Below are 15,202 nucleotides of genomic sequence, written 5' to 3'. Positions count from 1 at the left end.
GGGTGGCGATCCGGCGCCGGGCCGCCCCAAGCCGGATCAGCCCCCCTGGGGGGCAGCGACCCGCGAAGCGGTGGAGCGTGGGGGTGGCGATCCGGCGCCGGGCCGTCCCAAGCCGGATCAGCCCCCCTGGGGGGCAGCGACCCGCGAAGCGGTGGAGCGTGGGGGCGATATCTGGTGGTGCAACATCTCGGGCGGCACCGACTTCGCCGGGGCGTTCATCGGCGGCGTGCGCGGCCTGCCGCAGACGCCCGGGCGCATGCAGTGCCGGCAGCTCGGTGCCGCCGTGGAGGCCTGGGACGAGCAGGGACGGCCCATCATCGATGCCGTGGGCGAGCTCGTCTGTACCCAGCCCCTCCCGTCGATGCCGCTGTACTTCGTGGGCGACCCCCACCATGAGCGACTGATTGGCAGCTACTTCGACATGTACCCACCAGGCCAGGGCCGGCGCCCGGGCGGTGGTGACCTCGGTCCCGAGGCCGGTGCCGTCTGGCGCCACGGCGACTGGCTGCGCATCTTCCCCGACGGCTCCTGCGTGATCTATGGCCGCAGTGATGCGACCATCAACCGCCACGGGCTGCGCATGGGCACCAGCGAGCTGTACAGCGCGGTCGAGGCGCTGCCCGAGGTGCTCGATTCGCTGGTGGTGGACCTGGAGTACCTGGGCCGGCCCAGCTACATGCCGCTGTTCGTGGTGCTGCGTCCCGGACTCACGCTGGACGAGGCGCTGCGCGAGCGCATCCGGCAGGTGGTGCGCGAGTCGCTCTCGCCGCGCTTCGTGCCTGACGAGATCGTCCAGGTGGCCGAGGTGCCGCGCACGCTCTCGGGCAAGAAGCAGGAGCTGCCGATCAAGAAGCTGCTGCTGGGCCAGCCGCTGGAGAAGGTCATCAACCGGGAGGCCATGGCCAATCCGGGCTGCCTGGACTGGTACGTGGCGTTCGCGGCGCAGCGCGCTCAGGCGACGGCCTGAGGCGCCATCGGCCAGGGGCGCTGTTCGGGGCGCAGGCGCTCGAAGGCGCGCGCCATGCGCAGCACGCCCAGGTCGTCGAAGCGCCGCCCGGCGATCTGCAGGCCGATGGGGACACCGTGGTGGTCGTGGCCGCCGGCGATGGACATGGCGGGCTGCTCGCTCATGCTGAAGGGCACGGTGTAGCCGATGTGGTCCATGGCGCGTGCGACGTCGTTGGACGGATAGGCCCATTCGGCCGGGAAGGCGGTGTTGGGTGACACCGGCGAGAGCACGTAGTCGAAGGGCAGGGTCGCGGCAACCGTGGCGGCGCGGATGACCTGCGTTTGCGTGTAGGCGGCAAAGGCCTGTTCGCCACTGTGGCCGAACCCGCCTTCGGCCCAGGTGCGCACGATGGGCAGGATGCGCTCGCGCTGCTCCGGGCCCATGGCCTGCAGGTCGCAGGCCGCGCGGATGCGCCAGAAGCGGTCCATGCCCTGCAGCATCTCGTCGGTCATCCACGGACGCACGGGCTCGACGATGGCGCCGGCGGCCTCGAACAGCCGGGCAGCGTCTTCCACGGCCTGCGTCACCTGCGGATCGGCAGGCAGGCCGCAACCGGCGTCCAGCCACAGGCCCAGGCGCAAACCGCGCAGGTCCAGCGCGTCCAGGTCCATCCAGTCGATGTCGGCGGGCGGCAGGCTCATGTGGTCGCGTGCATCGGGCTGCGCGAGCACCGCCATCATCAGCGCGGCGTCGGCCACGGTGCGGGTCATCGGGCCGGCGCAGCGGCCCATGTAGGGCGGGTCGATCGGCACCCGGCCCAGGCTGGGCTTGAGGCCGGCCAGTCCGCACCAGGCCGCCGGCAGGCGCACCGAGCCGCCGATGTCGGTGCCGATGTGCAGCGGGCCGTATCCGGCCGCGGCCGCCGCGCCCGCGCCGGCGCTGGAGCCACCCGGGTTCATGGCGGTGTTCCAGGGGTTGCGCGTGAGCGGGTGGAAGCTCGACAGCCCGGACGAGAGCATGCCGAACTCGGGCATGGTGGTCTTGGCCAGGAACACCGCGCCGGCCTCGCGCAGGCGCGCCGCCGGCGGCGCGTCCTGGGCGGCCGGCACCAGTGCGGTGGCCGCCGTGCCCAGCGGCACCGGTACGCCGCGCGTGGCGATGTTCTCCTTGATCGTCACCGGCACGCCGTCGATGCACACGCCGCGCAGCGCGATGGGCCGGCCTGCCTGCCAGCGTGCCTCGGATGCCCGGGCCATGGCCAGCGCCACATCGGCATCGAGCGCGTAGGTGGCTTGCAGCACCGGTTCGCAGCGGTCGATGTGCGCGAGGATCGCGCGGGTCACCTCGACCGGCGAGAGGGCGCCGCTGCGGTAGCCGGCGACCAGTTCAAGGGCGGAGAGGGCGTGCAAGGCCGTGTTCATGCGCGCATCATGGCATCAGCTCCGCCGGCTGACCAGCACGATCCCCGTGGCCACGGCCGCCAGCGCGATGATCAGTTGCGCGGTCGGCGGCTCACCCAGCAGCAGCACACCGAACACCAGCGCGAACACCGGCGTGAGGAAGGTGAAGGTGGAGATGTGGGTGGCCGGGTAATGGCGCAGCATCCACATCCAGACCAGGTAGCTGGCGAACGCGCCCACCGCGGTCTGCAGGAAGACCGAGCCCCAGGCCAGGGCCGAATAGTCCCAGCCCCAGGTTTCGCCCAGTGCCAGCGACAGCAGCGGGCACACCAGCGCCGTCACGGCCAACTGGTAGAACAGGGTTTTTTCGGCGCTGGCCGTGGCCAGCCGGCTGGCGCGGATGGTCAGCGTGGTCAGGCCCCACAGCACGCCCCCGGCCAGTCCCATGGCGTCGCCCTTCCACTGGCCCGCCACCGGGGAATGGTGCAGGAAGCCCTCGCTGAAGGCGACGGCAACGGCGGAGAAGGCCAGCACCAGGCCGACCCACTGGATGCGCCGCAGCGTCTCGCTCGGGATCACGCGTGGCACCAGCAAGGCCACCACGAACGGACTGGTGTACAGGAACACCGTCAGTCGCGAGACGCTGGTGTGTTGCAGCCCCAGGTAGATGCAGACGAATTCGCCCGCGAACAGCAGCCCGGCCAGCAGGCCGGCACCCAGCGTGCCGTCGCGCGCGAACAGGGCCACGCCACGCCAGCGGCACCACAGCCACAGCAGGACGGTGGCGCCCACCATGCGGATGCTGGCCTGCCACAGCGGTGCCATCTCGCGGCTTGCGAGCTTGATCAGGATCTGCTGGAAGCCCCAGAAGGCGCAGCAGGCCACCAGCAGGGTGACGGCCAGGGGGTCGAGATGGTGCTTGCGGTCGGTCATGGAGGTGTCTTCGCCGGCTCGGCTGCGATGTGGCCGCCGATGGTAGCCGGGACGGCGTTTTCCTGCTGTCGCGGTCTGGTCTGCCCGGCGCGCTGTCCGGTGCCGACGGGGGCTACAGGGGGTGCTCGGTGTAAAAGCGCCCGCCGTGGTACAGCAGCGGCGGGGCGTTGGGGCGGTGCCTGCAGCGTTCGACCTCGCCCACGAAGATGATGTGATCGCCCTCGGCGTACTGGCTGCGGTTGAAACACTCGAAACTGGCGACGGCACCATCGAGCAGCGGCGCGCCGCTGACGCCCTCGGTGAAGCCCACCCCGGCCCAGCGGTCGGTGCCGCGCATGGCAAAGCGCTCGGCCAGCGCCTGCTGGTCGGCGGCCAGCACGTTGATGGCGTAGTGCCGCCCGTTGGAGAAGGTCGCCATCGAGCCCGCCGTGCGCGACAGGCTCCACAGCACCAGCGGTGGCTGCAGCGATACCGAGTTGAACGAGCTGGCGGTCAGTCCCACCAGAGCGCCCTCGACCGTGCGGGCCGTCACGATGGTCACCCCCGTGGCGAACATGCCCAGCGCGGCGCGGAATGCCTGGGATGAAAAATCGGGTGGGCGGGCCGTATGGCCGGCGGAGCGGGCGGGGGACATGCGCAGCGGAATCGGGCGATGGATGACAATGGCATGGATCGTCAACGAAAGACCGCCATTCTCGGTGAAATGCAAAGCCATCCCGTGCCGAGGGTGACCACCGGCGCGGTGCCTGTACCCATGTCCACCATTCCCACCTTCAGCACCCTGGGCGACGGACCGACCGTGCTCATGCTCCATGGCATTGGCGGCGGCCACCTGGCCTTCGCCCCGCAGCTCGAAACCCTGGCCGAGGTCGGCTACCGCGCGGTCGCCTGGGACATGCCCGGTTACGGCCACAGCGCGCCGATCGAGCCCTACACCTTCAAGGGCCTGGCCGAAAGCTGCATCCGCCTGATCGATGCGCTGTCCAGCGAGCGGGAGGACACGGTCGTGCTGGTCGGCCACAGCATGGGCGGGATGGTGGCACAGGAGGTGGTCGCACGCCGGCCCGACAAGGTTCGCAAGCTCGTGCTGTGCGGCACCTCGGCGTCCTTCGGCCGGCGGCCGGATGGCACCGGCCCGGCCGAGGCCTGGTCGCGGCGCTTCATCGACGAGCGCCTGGCACCGCTGATGGCCGGCCGCAGCATGGCCGAGGTGGCGACGCAGCTCATCCCGCGCATGGTCGGCCCGGGCGCGCTGCCCGAGGGTCTGCGCCTGGCCGAGCACTGCATGGCGGGTGTCCCGGCGGCCACCTACCGGCGGGCGCTCGAATGCCTGCTGACCTTCGACCGCCGCGCTGCGCTGGCGCAGATCCGCGTGCCCGCGCTGCTGGTGGCGGGCGAGTTCGACCGCGTGGCCGCACCGGCGGTCATGCGGGCCATGGCGGACGACATCCCGCAGGCGCGCTACGCCGAGATGCCCGGCATCGGCCACCTGATGCAACTGGAAAACCCCGATGCCTTCGACCGCCTGCTGCTGGACTTCCTGCGTGAGCCGGTCCGGCCGGTGCGCCAGGGCCTGCACTGAGACCGCGGGCCTGTGCGGCCGGCTTTTTAGAATATCCGGATGACTTCCTGTTTTTTGCGCCTGGGACTGGCGTCCCTGGGCATGGCGCTGGCCGGCTTGGCAGCGGCCGCCGATGGCGGTCCGCCCTGGACGCGCGCCTACGTCGATCCCTGCGCCGAGTTCGTGGCGCGCCTGCCCAACGTGAAGGCGCCGCTGTGCGCGGCGGCCCGGCTGCAGCCGACCTTCGGCCGCAGTGTCCAGGGGCGCACCATCCATGCGCGCGATGTTGTCGCGCCCGAGCCGCGCCTGCGGGTGCTGGTGGTCGGCGGCATGCACGGTGACGAGCTGTCCTCGTCGTCCGTGGTGCTGCACTGGATCCAGTTCGCCCAGGAGATCCCGGCCAGTGCGCACTGGCGCTTCATTCCGGCGCTCAACCCGGACGGCCTGATGCGGCGGCCGGCCCGGCGCATGAACGCCAACGGGGTCGATCTCAACCGGAACTTCCCCACACCCGACTGGGAGCGGCAGGCCAGGATCTACTGGGAGAAGCGCACCCGCAAGGACCCGCGCCGCTGGCCCGGCCCGCGCCCGCTGTCCGAACCCGAGACGCAGTTCTTTCACGACGAAATGGAGCGCTTCCAGCCCGATCTGATCGTCAGCATCCATGCGCCCTATGGCGTGCTGGATTTCGACGGTCCGACGGTGCCGCCGAAGCGGCTGGGGCGCCTGTACCTGGACCAGGTCGGGATCTTCCCGGGCAGCCTGGGCAACTACGGTGGCGTGCACAAGGGCATGCCCGTGGTCACCATCGAACTGTCCAGCGCCATCCGCACGCCGCTGGACGCCGAGATGCGCCAGATGTGGCTGGACCTGCTGCGCTGGATGGACGAGCGGGTCATGCCACCGGCCGGTGTGCAGCCGGCGGCGCCGTTTCGCGCACCGCACCGGGCAGGCTGAACCGGCCCGGGCCGCCGCGGTGCGTCAGGCCCGCGTGACCGGGCTCAGACCCGGGAGCCGGGCGCCCGTGGCCGCGCGGGCCACGTCGAAACCACAGAAGCGGAAGGGCATGGCCGGTGTCTGGCCGCTGATCAGTTCGGCCATGGCCTTGCCCGAGCCGGCACTGTGCGTCCAGCCCAGCGTGCCGTGGCCGGCGTTGATCCACAGCCGGCGCACACGGGTGCGGCCAATCAGCGGGATGTTGGTCGGCGTCGCCGGGCGCAGGCCGCACCAGAACTGGGGATCGCCCCCTTCCTCCGGCGTGCGCGTGTCGGCCACCCCGGGGAACACCTGCTCGATGCGGCGCGTGAGCATGCGGGCGCGGGCGCGTGCCAGCGGCGTGTCCAGCGACAGATCGAAACCACCCAGTTCGATGGTGCCGGCGATGCGCAGGTGCTCGCCCAGGCGCGAGATGGCCACCTTCAGGCCGTCGTCGAGCAGGCTGACGACGGGCGCGGCCTCGGGTCGCAGCAGGCGCAGCGTGGCGCTGTAGCCCTTGCCCGGGTAGATGGGCACGCGCACGCCCACCTGGCGCAGCAGCGCGGTGGTGTACGAGCCGCAGGCCACGACGTAGGCATCGGCCTTGAGTTCCTCGGCCTGGCCGGTGTGCCGGCTGCGCACGCGCACGCCGCTGAGTTCGCCGCCCTCGGTGTACAGGCGCTCGATGTCGTGGCCCATGAGCGCGCGCATGCCGCGCGCCTCGCACAGGGCAGCGAGCTGCTGGGTGAAGACGCGGCAGTCGCCCGACTCGTCGCTGTCGGTGTAGGTGCCACCGACGATGCGCTCGCCGAAGGCGCGCAGGGCCGGCTCGATGCGCAGCAGCTCGTCCCGGTCGACCACGCGGCGGTTGACGCCATGGCGCCGCATCAGTTCCGCCGCCGTGCCGGCCTCGTCGAAGGCGCGCGCGTCGGTGTAGTAGTGCGCGATGCCCCGGGTCAGGCGGTTGAACGTCATGCCGGTCTCGGCCACGATTTCCTTGAGCGCGGCGTGGCTGTAGCTGCCCAGGGCCACCAGTTGCGCGACGTTGCGCTCGAAGGCGGCATCGTTGCACTGGCCCAGAAATTGCAGGCCCCAGCGCCACTGCTCGGGATCGAGCTGGGGGCGGAACTTCAGTGGCCCCTCGGGGTTGAACAACCACTTGAGCGCCTTCAGCGGCGCCTCGCGGTTGGCCCAGGGCTCGCAGTAGCTCACCGAAATCTGCGCCGCGTTGCCGAAGCTGGTCTCCTGCGCCGCCTCGTCCTGGCGGTCGACCAGCGTGACCTCGTGCCCACGCTGCAGCAGTTGCCACGCCGTATTCACACCAATGACACCCGCACCCAGTACCACCACCCGCATAACCTGCTCCAGATCAAGAAAGGGACATGGCGGGAAGTATGGGGAAAACCCCTTCACAAGTGAAGCAAGATTAACTGAAAATGAATTTCATCAGTTTGTCTAATATTTAGGACGGCATGAGCACATTCGATCCCGACGCCCTGGAATGCCTGGCGGCCATTGTGGAAGAGGGGGGCTTCGAGCGCGCCGCCCAACGCCTGTCGATCACCCAGTCGGCCGTCTCGCAGCGCCTGCGCGCCCTGGAGGCGCAGGTCGGCACCGTGCTGATCGTGCGCAGCCGCCCGCTCAAGCCCACGCCGGCCGGGCAGCTCATGCTCAAGCACGCCAAGATGATGCGGCTGCTGCGCACCGATCTCGAACGCGACCTGCGCGAGCTGGCGCCCAGTTCGGTGGGCGGCGGGCGCCATGAGGAGCGCATTTCGGTGGCCATCAACGCCGACAGCATCGCCACCTGGGCATTGCCCGCGCTCAGTTCGCTGGCCCAGGCCGGCCTGCCGATCGAAATCATCACCGACGACCAGGATTTCACCCACGAGTGGCTGCGCGAGGGCCAGGTGCTCGGTTGTGTGACGTCGCTGGGGCAGGCCCTGCGCGGCTGCCGGGTCGAGCCGCTGGGCGTGATGGACTACGTGGCCGTGGCCTCGCGCGCTTTTGTCGATACCCACTGCCCGCAGGGGTTGACGGCGCACAACTTCCCCCGGCTGCCCTTTCTGGCCTTCAACCGCAAGGACCACCTGCAGCACGAGTTTGTGGCGCGTGCCTTCGGCCTGCCGCGCGTGATGCTCAAGCAGCTGTTCGTGCCCTCGAGCGAAGGGCAGATCCGTGCGGCGCGGGCCGGCTGGGGCATTACCGTGGTGCCCGAACTGGGCGTGCGCGAGGCGCTTGGCAAGGGCGAGCTGGTGCAGTTGCTGCCCCGCCATCGTTTGGGCGTGACCCTGTACTGGCACTGCTGGAACCTGCAGTCCGATGTGCTGCAGTCACTGACCGAGGCGCTGCGCGAGGCCGCCTCGCGCGTGCTCGGTCCGATGGCCGTCTGAGGACGGGGCATGCGCCCCGGACGGGCCACCCCGGCCTTCAGCGCACCAGCAGCACGGGCGTCTTGCAGTTGGCCAGCACCTTGGTCGCCACCGAACCCATCACGAGGTTGCCCAGCGCGCTGTGGCCGTGCGAGCCCATGATCACGAGGTCGTACTTGCCGGTGTCGGCGGTCTTGGCGATGAGTTCGCCCGGGGAGCCGACCTTGGTGACCACCTTGGCCTCAATGCCGTGCCGGCCCAGGAACTTGAGCACCGGCTCGGTCACCTTGGCGGATTCCTCGGCGTAGTAGCTGTTGGCCACCTCGGCGCCGACGGCGGCACGGGCCCGCGGCGGCAGGGGCATCTGCACCGTGAACACGGTGAACTCGCTCTGGGCGTTGAAGACCTCCAGGTGGGTGGTCAGGTAGGCCAGCATCTTCTTGGTGTATGCACTGCCGTCCACGGCGAGCAGAATCTTCATGGTGAATCTCCGGATGAATGGTCCAGCGCTCCAGTGTAAGCGCTGGCGGCGCCGGTGCCGTCCTGCGTGTCGACAGGAATGGTCAGCCTGGGGCTGAAGGTGGCCTGTTCCCCTTTGGCCGCGTAGCCCAGCGGATTGGCGACGATGCGGCAGCGGCCCACGCGCAGGTCGGTGGCGCAGTGCAGGTGGCCGTGCAGCCACAGGTCGGCCAGCGGCAGCAAGCCGTCCAGCGCGTTGCAGAAGCCCGCGGTGCCCGGCGTCAGCCCGTAGCGCGGATCGGCGCTGTGCAGCGTGGGCGCGAAATGGGTGACGACCACGGTCGGTCCGTTGAAGGGCTCGGCCAGCGCGGCGCGCAGCCAGTCCTGGCATTCGATCCCCAGCACACGCATGGCCTCGGCATCGAACAGGCGCCCATGCCGGCGGCCATTCATCTTCTCCAGGTAGAAATTGGCGGCCCGAAAAGCCTTGTCGCGCTGACGCAGGCGGTGGCTCGCCACGGTCTCGCCGGGCTGGCGGCGGCCGGCGTCGGCCAGCGCGTCGTAATCGCTCCAGAGCGTGGTGCCGACAAAGCGCACACCGCCGAGCACGGTGCACGTGCGCTCCAGCCAGATGATGCCCAGGCGCCGGCAGGTCTCGCGCAGCGCGGCATGGCCGGCGTCGACATCGATGGCGTCGTACTCGTGGTTGCCGGGCACGTACAGCACCGGCACCGGCCAGCGGCCGGCTGCAAAGCGCCGCAGGCCCCAATCGGGCTCGGGCATCACGCTGCCGTCGCGGCGCGGCTGGTAGGAGCCCACGTCACCCGCGAGCACCAGCAGGTCGGCATCGGGGGCCGGCTCGGGCACGAACCCGGGGTTGGCCTCGAAGTGGAGATCGCTGAGCAACTGGATGCGCATGGCGGCATTGTCACCGGTGAATCAATCGCGACCGAAACCGTGTGCCGATGCCCGCGCAATCGCCTGGCGCAGCCAGCGGTGCGCGCTGTGGTGAATGGTCTGCCGGTGCCACAGGGCGTCCACGTGCACCGGAGGCACCGACAGTGGCAGGTCCTGCCAGGCCAGCTCGTGCGCCATGCCGGTGGCGCCGATGAAGTGGCGCGGCAGCACCGTGAGCAGGTCGGTGGTGGCCACCACCCGGCCGGCGGTGAAGAACTGGTTGACCGTCAGCACCACGCGCCGCTGACGCTCCAGGGCGGTCAAGGCCTCGTCGACGAAACCGTAAGGCCGGCCGGAGAAGCTCACCAGCAGGTGCCGTGCGGCGCAGTAGCTGTCCAGATCCAGCGGTTGCCGGGCCAGCGGATGGTCCTTGCGCATCACCACCATGTACTCGCCGTCGTACAGCCGCTGGTGGTAATAGCGTGGCACCGTTTCCTGCAGATGCACCGCCGAGAGCTCGGCCACCACGCCGGGGAAGTGGCCGATGGCCAGATCGGCCGAGCCGGAGGCCAGCAGTTCGCGCGGGTCGCGTGTGGTCAGCGGCACGATGCGCAGGTTCACCCCGGGCGCCTCGTGCTCGAGGATGTGCACCAGACCCGGCACGATCATGGCCGCCGTTGCATCGGCCATGGCGAGCACGAAGGCGGTGTGGGCGCGCGCCGGGTCGAAGTCCCCCGGCGCGAGCGTGTCGCGCAACTGCGCCAGGGCGTCGCGCACCTTGGGCCAGATGGCCTCGGCCAGCGGCGTGGGTTCGATGCCGTAGCCGCTGCGGCGCACCAGTTCGTCCCCCAGTGTCTCGCGCAGGCGCCGCAGCGCATTGCTCACGGCCGGCTGCGTCATGGCCAGATGGCTGGCGGCACGGGTCAGGTTGCGTTCGGCCATGACCTCGTCGAACACCCGCAGCAGGTTCAGGTCGAGGGTGAGGAAATTGCGATCATTCATATCAAATGTGAATGGTATTCATCATAAAAATAAATTGGCATGACATCAGGGAAATCCCTAGCATTCGGGCATCGGCGCACCGCGCCCTCTGTCTGCTGCGTTGTCAGTGTTGGGAGATCCGTCATGAGTACCGTTCAAACCACCTTTCCCCGTCCCCTGGGTCATCGCCATGCCGTGGCCGGGCGGGGTGGCGTCCCATCCGCGCCGCAGCGCCGCAGTGGCGCACGCGGCCTGGCTGCCTTGCTGCTGGCCGCGGTCGTTGCCTCGCTGGTCGTGATCGCCGATCGCCTGATCAGCACCTGGGCCGATGGCCACCTGCTGCTGGCCTGGGTGGTCCTGTGGGCCGTTGTGTTCGCCGGCATGGCGCTGTTCGCCGACGTGGCCCGCCGTGCCGCCGGCTCGTTGCTGGTGCGGCTCGACCAGTGGTCCCGGGTGCAGGCCGAGCGCCGCGCCGACGCCCGCCTGTGGGCCATGGCCCGGCAGGATCCCCGCCTCATGCGCGAACTGGAGGCCGCCCGCCAGCGCAACGACGGTGGCAGTTTCGACGAGGCCCTGGCACCCCTGGGCATGGAGGGTCCGGTGGCCAAGGCCAGGCCCGCACCGGCACCGCGGACGGCCGAGGCGATGGAGCGTCTGGCCCGCCGTGCCAGCGGCAGGGCCCTGTTCTGAGCCACTGCCCGGTAGCCGGGCCGCCACAAAAAAGCCACCCATCGCGGTGGCTTTTTCATTTTTGCTGGCAGCCGGGCCCTGGCGGGCCTTGCGCCCGGTCAGACCGTTTCGGCCAAGCGCTTTTCCAGCGCGTCCTTGGTTTGCGACAGGGCGGGCGGCAGGTGGTAGGCCAGTTGCTCGAAGTGCGTGTCGTGCAGCTTGAACTCGGCCTCCCAGGCGCTGTGGTCGATGCTGGTGACCTGCTGGAACTGGGCGGGGCTGAAGTCCAGGCCGGTCCAGTTGATTTCGCCGTAGGTGGGCGCCACGCCGAACAGCGTGTCCTGACCCTGCGCCTGGCCCTCGATGCGGTCGATCATCCACTTGAGCACGCGCATGTTGTCACCGTAGCCCGGCCAGACGAACTTGCCATCGGCGTCCTTGCGGAACCAGTTGACGCAGTAGATCCTGGGCAGTGCGTGGCCCTGGGCCTGGAGCCGGGCGCCGGTATCCAGCCAGTGCTGGAAGTAATCGCTCATGTTGTAGCCGCAGAAGGGCAGCATCGCGAACGGGTCGCGGCGCACCACGCCCTGGGCGCCGAAGGCGGCGGCGGTGGTTTCGGAGCCCATGGTCGCGGCCATGTAGACGCCCTCGGTCCAGTTGCGGGCCTCGGTCACCAGCGGCACGGTGGTCGAGCGCCGGCCACCGAAGATGAAGGCATCGATGGGCACGCCCTCGGCGTCGTCCCATTGCGGGTCGAGCGCCGGGTTGTTGGTGGCGGCCACCGTGAAGCGCGAGTTCGGGTGGGCGGCCTTGGCGCCGGTTTCCCTGGCGATCTGGGGTGTCCAGTCCTTGCCCTGCCAGTCGATCAGGTGCTCGGGCAGCACGCCGCTGTCCTTTTCCATGCCCTCCCACCAGACATCGCCGTCGTCGGTCAGCGCCACGTTGGTGAAGATGACGTCGCGGTCGAGCGAACGCATGCAGTTCGGGTTGGTGTGCAGGTTGGTGCCGGGGGCGACGCCGAAGTAGCCCGCCTCGGGGTTGATGGCGTACATGCGGCCGTCGGCGTGCGGCTTGATCCAGGCGATGTCGTCGCCGATGGTGGTCACCTTCCAGCCGGCAAAGGCCGCCTCGGGCGGCACCAGCATGGAAAAGTTGGTCTTGCCGCAGGCGCTGGGGAAGGCGGCCGCCACGTGGTACTTGCGACCCTCGGGGTTGGTCACGCCCAGGATCAGCATGTGCTCGGCCAGCCAGCCCTGGTCACGCCCCATGGTGCTGGCGATGCGCAGTGCGAAACACTTCTTGCCCAGCAGCGCATTGCCGCCATAGCCCGAGCCGTAGGACCAGATCTCGCGCGTCTCGGGATAGTGCACGATGTACTTGGTGGTCGGGTTGCACGGCCAGTTGGTCTGGTCCTTCTCGCCCTCGGCCAGGGGGGCGCCCACGGAGTGCATGCAGGGCACGAAGGCGCCATCGTTGCCGAGCACGTCGAACACGGCCTTGCCCATGCGGGTCATGAGCTTCTGGCTGACCACCACGTAGGGGCTGTCGGTCAGCTCGATGCCGATGTGCGCGATGTGCGAGCCCAGCGGTCCCATGCTGAAGGGCACGACATACATCGTGCGGCCCCGCATGCAGCCCTTGAACAGGGCCTGCTCGCCGGTTTGCAGGATGTTGCGCATCTCGGTCGGGGCCATCCAGTTGTTGGTGGGGCCGGCGTCTTCCTGGCGTTCGGAGCAGATGAAGGTGCGGTCTTCCACACGCGCCACGTCCGACGGGTCGGTACGGGCCAGGAAACTGCCCGGGCGCTTGGCCGGATTGAGCGGGAGGAAGGTGCCCGCATCGACCAGCGCCTGGCACAGGCGGTCGTACTCTTCCTGACTGCCATCGCACCAGACCACCTGGTCGGGTTGGCACAACGCGGCCATGTCGGCCACCCAGGCGATCAGCCGGGCGTGTTTGACGTAGGGGGGTGTGTTCAGGCGCAGGCCCTGCATGGCCGGTGAGTTCATCGAGGGGCTCCAGAGTATGAAAGCGACGGATGCACAAGACACCAACAGCCACTGCCACGCAGGGGGCGGGCCGGCGGCTGGTGCAGGTCTCCTGGCGGGAACGGTCGGCCGGTGTCCGGAGGTGGCGCGTGTGGGTGGCGCGGCGCAAAAAACGCCAGGAACCGGCCGACATCACCCGGCAGGCACCCCTGATCCTGGCCAGAAAATCGATTCTATGAAAGGGGCATGCCGAGCGGCGGGCCTCCGGCATGCGTACCTTGCATAACCTGATGCTGCACCGCCTTGGTGCAAGGTGGCCTGCCAGGGGGCTCCGTGAACGCAAAAGGCCGGTCATCCTGTCCGGATGCCGGCCTTTCGGTCGGGTGGCTGCATCGCGCGCGCCGCGCGGCAGCACCGGGGGGCTGTCTTCAGGCCATGAACACGGCAATGAAGGCCAGCAGGAAAATCAGGACGGCGCCGGCAACCGGCAGCACGACGGGCATGAAGGGCGTGATCGCCTCGATCACATCCTGGGGCTGCTCGTGGTGATCGGTGGGCTGGTGGGACGACATGGCTGTTCTCCGCAATATTTGACAAAACTCATGGAATTCTAGGTCAGAAGTCCATTGTCGGCCAACGCGCCCCGCGTACCTTCATTCCAGGGGTACCCCGGGGCGCAGGGGAGGCGCCCCTCAATCCTTCCTGAACCTGGACAGCCAGTGCTCCATCAGCTTGCCGGCGGCTTCGCGCCCGCCCAGCCCGAAGGACAGCGCCACGGCGACCGCGATGGCCCCCAGCGTCAGGCCGAAGGCCAGGTTGACGATGTCGTCGGCGATGCCCATGGCGCGCAGGCCCATGGCCACCACCAGCGCCAGGATGGCGAAACGCGCAATGCGTGCCAGACCCTTGCTGTTGGGGCCGGCGGCCCGGTCGATGGCCGTGAAGGCCACGTTGGCCAGCCAGAAGCCGATGATCAGGATGGCCGAGCCCAGCAGGATGTCTCCGCCGAAGCGGATGAAGGTCTCGACGATGCCGCCGACCTGCTCGAAGCCCAGCTGGTTGGCCGCCTCGACGGTGGCGAACAGCATGGCGAAGAACAGCGCCACACGCCCGACGAAGGTCGAGGCGCTGACCTGGCTGAAGGCATGGCCCAGGCCGATGCGCTCGGGCAGGGTGTCGAAGCCCAGCGTGGCCAGCAGGCTGGCCAGCAGGCGGCTGGCGAAGGTGGCCACCAGCCAGGTGACGACGAGGATCAGCGCCGCCGCGATCAGGTGGGGCACGGCCTCCAGGATCATGCCCAGCATGTCGGTGGCGGGCCGGGAGATGGCCTCGATCTTGAGCGCATCGAGTGCCGCGATCAGCGAGGGCACGAACACCACCACGAACACCAGCATGCCGGCCACGCCGGACAGCCGCACCGTCTCGCCGATGCCGGCGCGCTGGCCGATCTTGTCGATGCCGGCGGTGCGGCTGAGGTTGGTGGTCAGGTTGCGCAGCACCGTGGCCAGGATCCAGCCGACGCCACCGATCACCAGCGCGGCCACGGCATTGGGCAGCATGTCCAGCGCCTTGGTCAGCATTTGCGTCAGCGGATCGAGCAGGCCGCGCAGGCCCAGCGCGCCCAGGATCGCGGGCACGAACAGCAGGATCACGAGCCAGAACAGCGCGCCCGCGAGGCTCTCGCCGATGGGTGCCATGTCCGCGTGCTCGGAGAGTTTCTCGTCGAGCGTGGTGCGGTCCAGCAGCTTTTGCGACACCATGCGCACCACGCTGGCCAGCAGCCAGGCCAGCAGCGCCAGCGCCAGCCCGCCCAGCAGGCGCGGGGCATAGGCGAACAGCTCGGTGGTGAAGGCGGTGAAGGGGCCGGAGACTGTGGCCAGGTTGAGCGAGTTGAACACCGCGACCAGGGCGAACAGCAGCACGACCCAGAACAGGCCGAGACCGACGGCCCCCTCGATGTCGACCCCGGTGCCGGTGAGCCGAACGAAGCGCTCGTTGATGCGCAGCGCGCCCAGGCT

The 15,202-nt window shown here is 69.4% G+C and carries 14 protein-coding genes and 1 pseudogene; 5 read left to right on the top strand and 10 right to left on the bottom strand.

The window, feature by feature from the left end:
• Positions 1 to 967, top strand: a pseudogene (locus PHQ87_RS07615) (acetoacetate--CoA ligase); the annotation flags it as partial.
• Here the strand turns inward: PHQ87_RS07615 and PHQ87_RS07610 are convergent.
• From PHQ87_RS07610 to PHQ87_RS07600, 3 genes are all read right to left on the bottom strand, one after another.
• On the bottom strand, positions 952 to 2,370 hold the full coding sequence (locus PHQ87_RS07610; protein WP_300232712.1) for an amidase: 1,419 nt from the start codon (positions 2,368 to 2,370) through the stop codon (positions 952 to 954). The pseudogene PHQ87_RS07615 and the gene PHQ87_RS07610 sit on opposite strands and share 16 nt — an antisense overlap.
• A 15-nt stretch (positions 2,371 to 2,385) precedes the next feature.
• Positions 2,386 to 3,282, bottom strand: a complete 897-nt coding sequence (locus PHQ87_RS07605; RefSeq protein WP_300232710.1) for a DMT family transporter — start codon at positions 3,280 to 3,282, stop codon at positions 2,386 to 2,388.
• A 112-nt stretch (positions 3,283 to 3,394) separates the two neighbouring features.
• Positions 3,395 to 3,916: a flavin reductase family protein gene (locus tag PHQ87_RS07600; protein WP_300232708.1), complete on the bottom strand. Its 522-nt coding sequence runs from the start codon at positions 3,914 to 3,916 to the stop codon at positions 3,395 to 3,397.
• A 120-nt stretch (positions 3,917 to 4,036) separates the two neighbouring features.
• On the opposite strand from PHQ87_RS07600, the gene PHQ87_RS07595 reads away from it, so the two are divergent.
• Together PHQ87_RS07595 and PHQ87_RS07590 are read left to right on the top strand one after the other, a co-directional pair.
• Positions 4,037 to 4,864, top strand: a complete 828-nt coding sequence (locus tag PHQ87_RS07595) for an alpha/beta hydrolase (protein WP_300232706.1) — start codon at positions 4,037 to 4,039, stop codon at positions 4,862 to 4,864.
• Positions 4,865 to 4,903: 39 nt separating this feature from the next.
• On the top strand, positions 4,904 to 5,800 hold the full coding sequence (locus PHQ87_RS07590; protein ID WP_300232704.1) for a M14 family zinc carboxypeptidase: 897 nt from the start codon (positions 4,904 to 4,906) through the stop codon (positions 5,798 to 5,800).
• A 24-nt stretch (positions 5,801 to 5,824) separates the two neighbouring features.
• Here the strand turns inward: PHQ87_RS07590 and PHQ87_RS07585 are convergent, their stop codons facing one another.
• Complete coding sequence (locus PHQ87_RS07585; RefSeq protein WP_300232702.1) at positions 5,825 to 7,174, bottom strand: D-amino acid dehydrogenase; 1,350 nt, start codon at positions 7,172 to 7,174, stop codon at positions 5,825 to 5,827.
• A gap of 116 nt (positions 7,175 to 7,290) precedes the next feature.
• On the opposite strand from PHQ87_RS07585, the gene PHQ87_RS07580 reads away from it, so the two are divergent.
• Positions 7,291 to 8,211 (top strand): LysR family transcriptional regulator ArgP, encoded by a 921-nt coding sequence (locus tag PHQ87_RS07580; RefSeq protein ID WP_300232700.1) that lies wholly within the window; start codon positions 7,291 to 7,293, stop codon positions 8,209 to 8,211.
• A gap of 37 nt (positions 8,212 to 8,248) precedes the next feature.
• Here the strand turns inward: PHQ87_RS07580 and PHQ87_RS07575 are convergent, their stop codons facing one another.
• Genes PHQ87_RS07575 through PHQ87_RS07565 form a run of 3 tightly spaced genes read right to left on the bottom strand, consistent with a single transcriptional unit; the run spans position 8,249 to position 10,548 of the window.
• Positions 8,249 to 8,671: a universal stress protein gene (locus tag PHQ87_RS07575; protein WP_300232698.1), complete on the bottom strand. Its 423-nt coding sequence runs from the start codon at positions 8,669 to 8,671 to the stop codon at positions 8,249 to 8,251.
• Complete coding sequence (locus PHQ87_RS07570) at positions 8,668 to 9,567, bottom strand: metallophosphoesterase (protein WP_300232696.1); 900 nt, start codon at positions 9,565 to 9,567, stop codon at positions 8,668 to 8,670. Before PHQ87_RS07570 ends, PHQ87_RS07575 begins: the two co-directional genes overlap by 4 nt.
• Positions 9,568 to 9,588: 21 nt before the next feature.
• Positions 9,589 to 10,548 carry a LysR family transcriptional regulator gene (locus PHQ87_RS07565; RefSeq protein WP_300232694.1) on the bottom strand — a complete coding sequence of 320 codons (960 nt, stop codon included), beginning with the start codon at positions 10,546 to 10,548 and terminating at the stop codon, positions 9,589 to 9,591.
• Between the two features lie 123 nt (positions 10,549 to 10,671).
• On the opposite strand from PHQ87_RS07565, the gene PHQ87_RS07560 reads away from it, so the two are divergent.
• Entirely contained in the window at positions 10,672 to 11,217 is a 546-nt protein-coding gene (locus PHQ87_RS07560) for a hypothetical protein (protein ID WP_300232692.1), read from the top strand.
• A gap of 98 nt (positions 11,218 to 11,315) precedes the next feature.
• On the opposite strand, the gene PHQ87_RS07555 is transcribed toward PHQ87_RS07560, so the two are convergent.
• The 3 genes from PHQ87_RS07555 to PHQ87_RS07545 form a co-directional block, all read right to left on the bottom strand.
• Positions 11,316 to 13,205, bottom strand: coding sequence for a phosphoenolpyruvate carboxykinase (GTP) (locus tag PHQ87_RS07555; protein ID WP_300232690.1), 1,890 nt, complete (start codon positions 13,203 to 13,205; stop codon positions 11,316 to 11,318).
• Between the two features lie 407 nt (positions 13,206 to 13,612).
• Positions 13,613 to 13,756: a hypothetical protein gene (locus PHQ87_RS07550; protein ID WP_300232688.1), complete on the bottom strand. Its 144-nt coding sequence runs from the start codon at positions 13,754 to 13,756 to the stop codon at positions 13,613 to 13,615.
• Positions 13,757 to 13,876: 120 nt separating this feature from the next.
• On the bottom strand, positions 13,877 to 15,202 hold a 1,326-nt coding region (locus tag PHQ87_RS07545), incomplete at its 5' end, for a mechanosensitive ion channel (RefSeq protein ID WP_300232686.1).

It is taken from the genome of Hydrogenophaga sp., assembly GCF_028698005.1.
Lineage (GTDB): Bacteria > Pseudomonadota > Gammaproteobacteria > Burkholderiales > Burkholderiaceae_C > Hydrogenophaga.
Note: the sequence above shows the minus strand (reverse complement) of the source record. Positions and strands in the feature narration are given on the sequence as shown.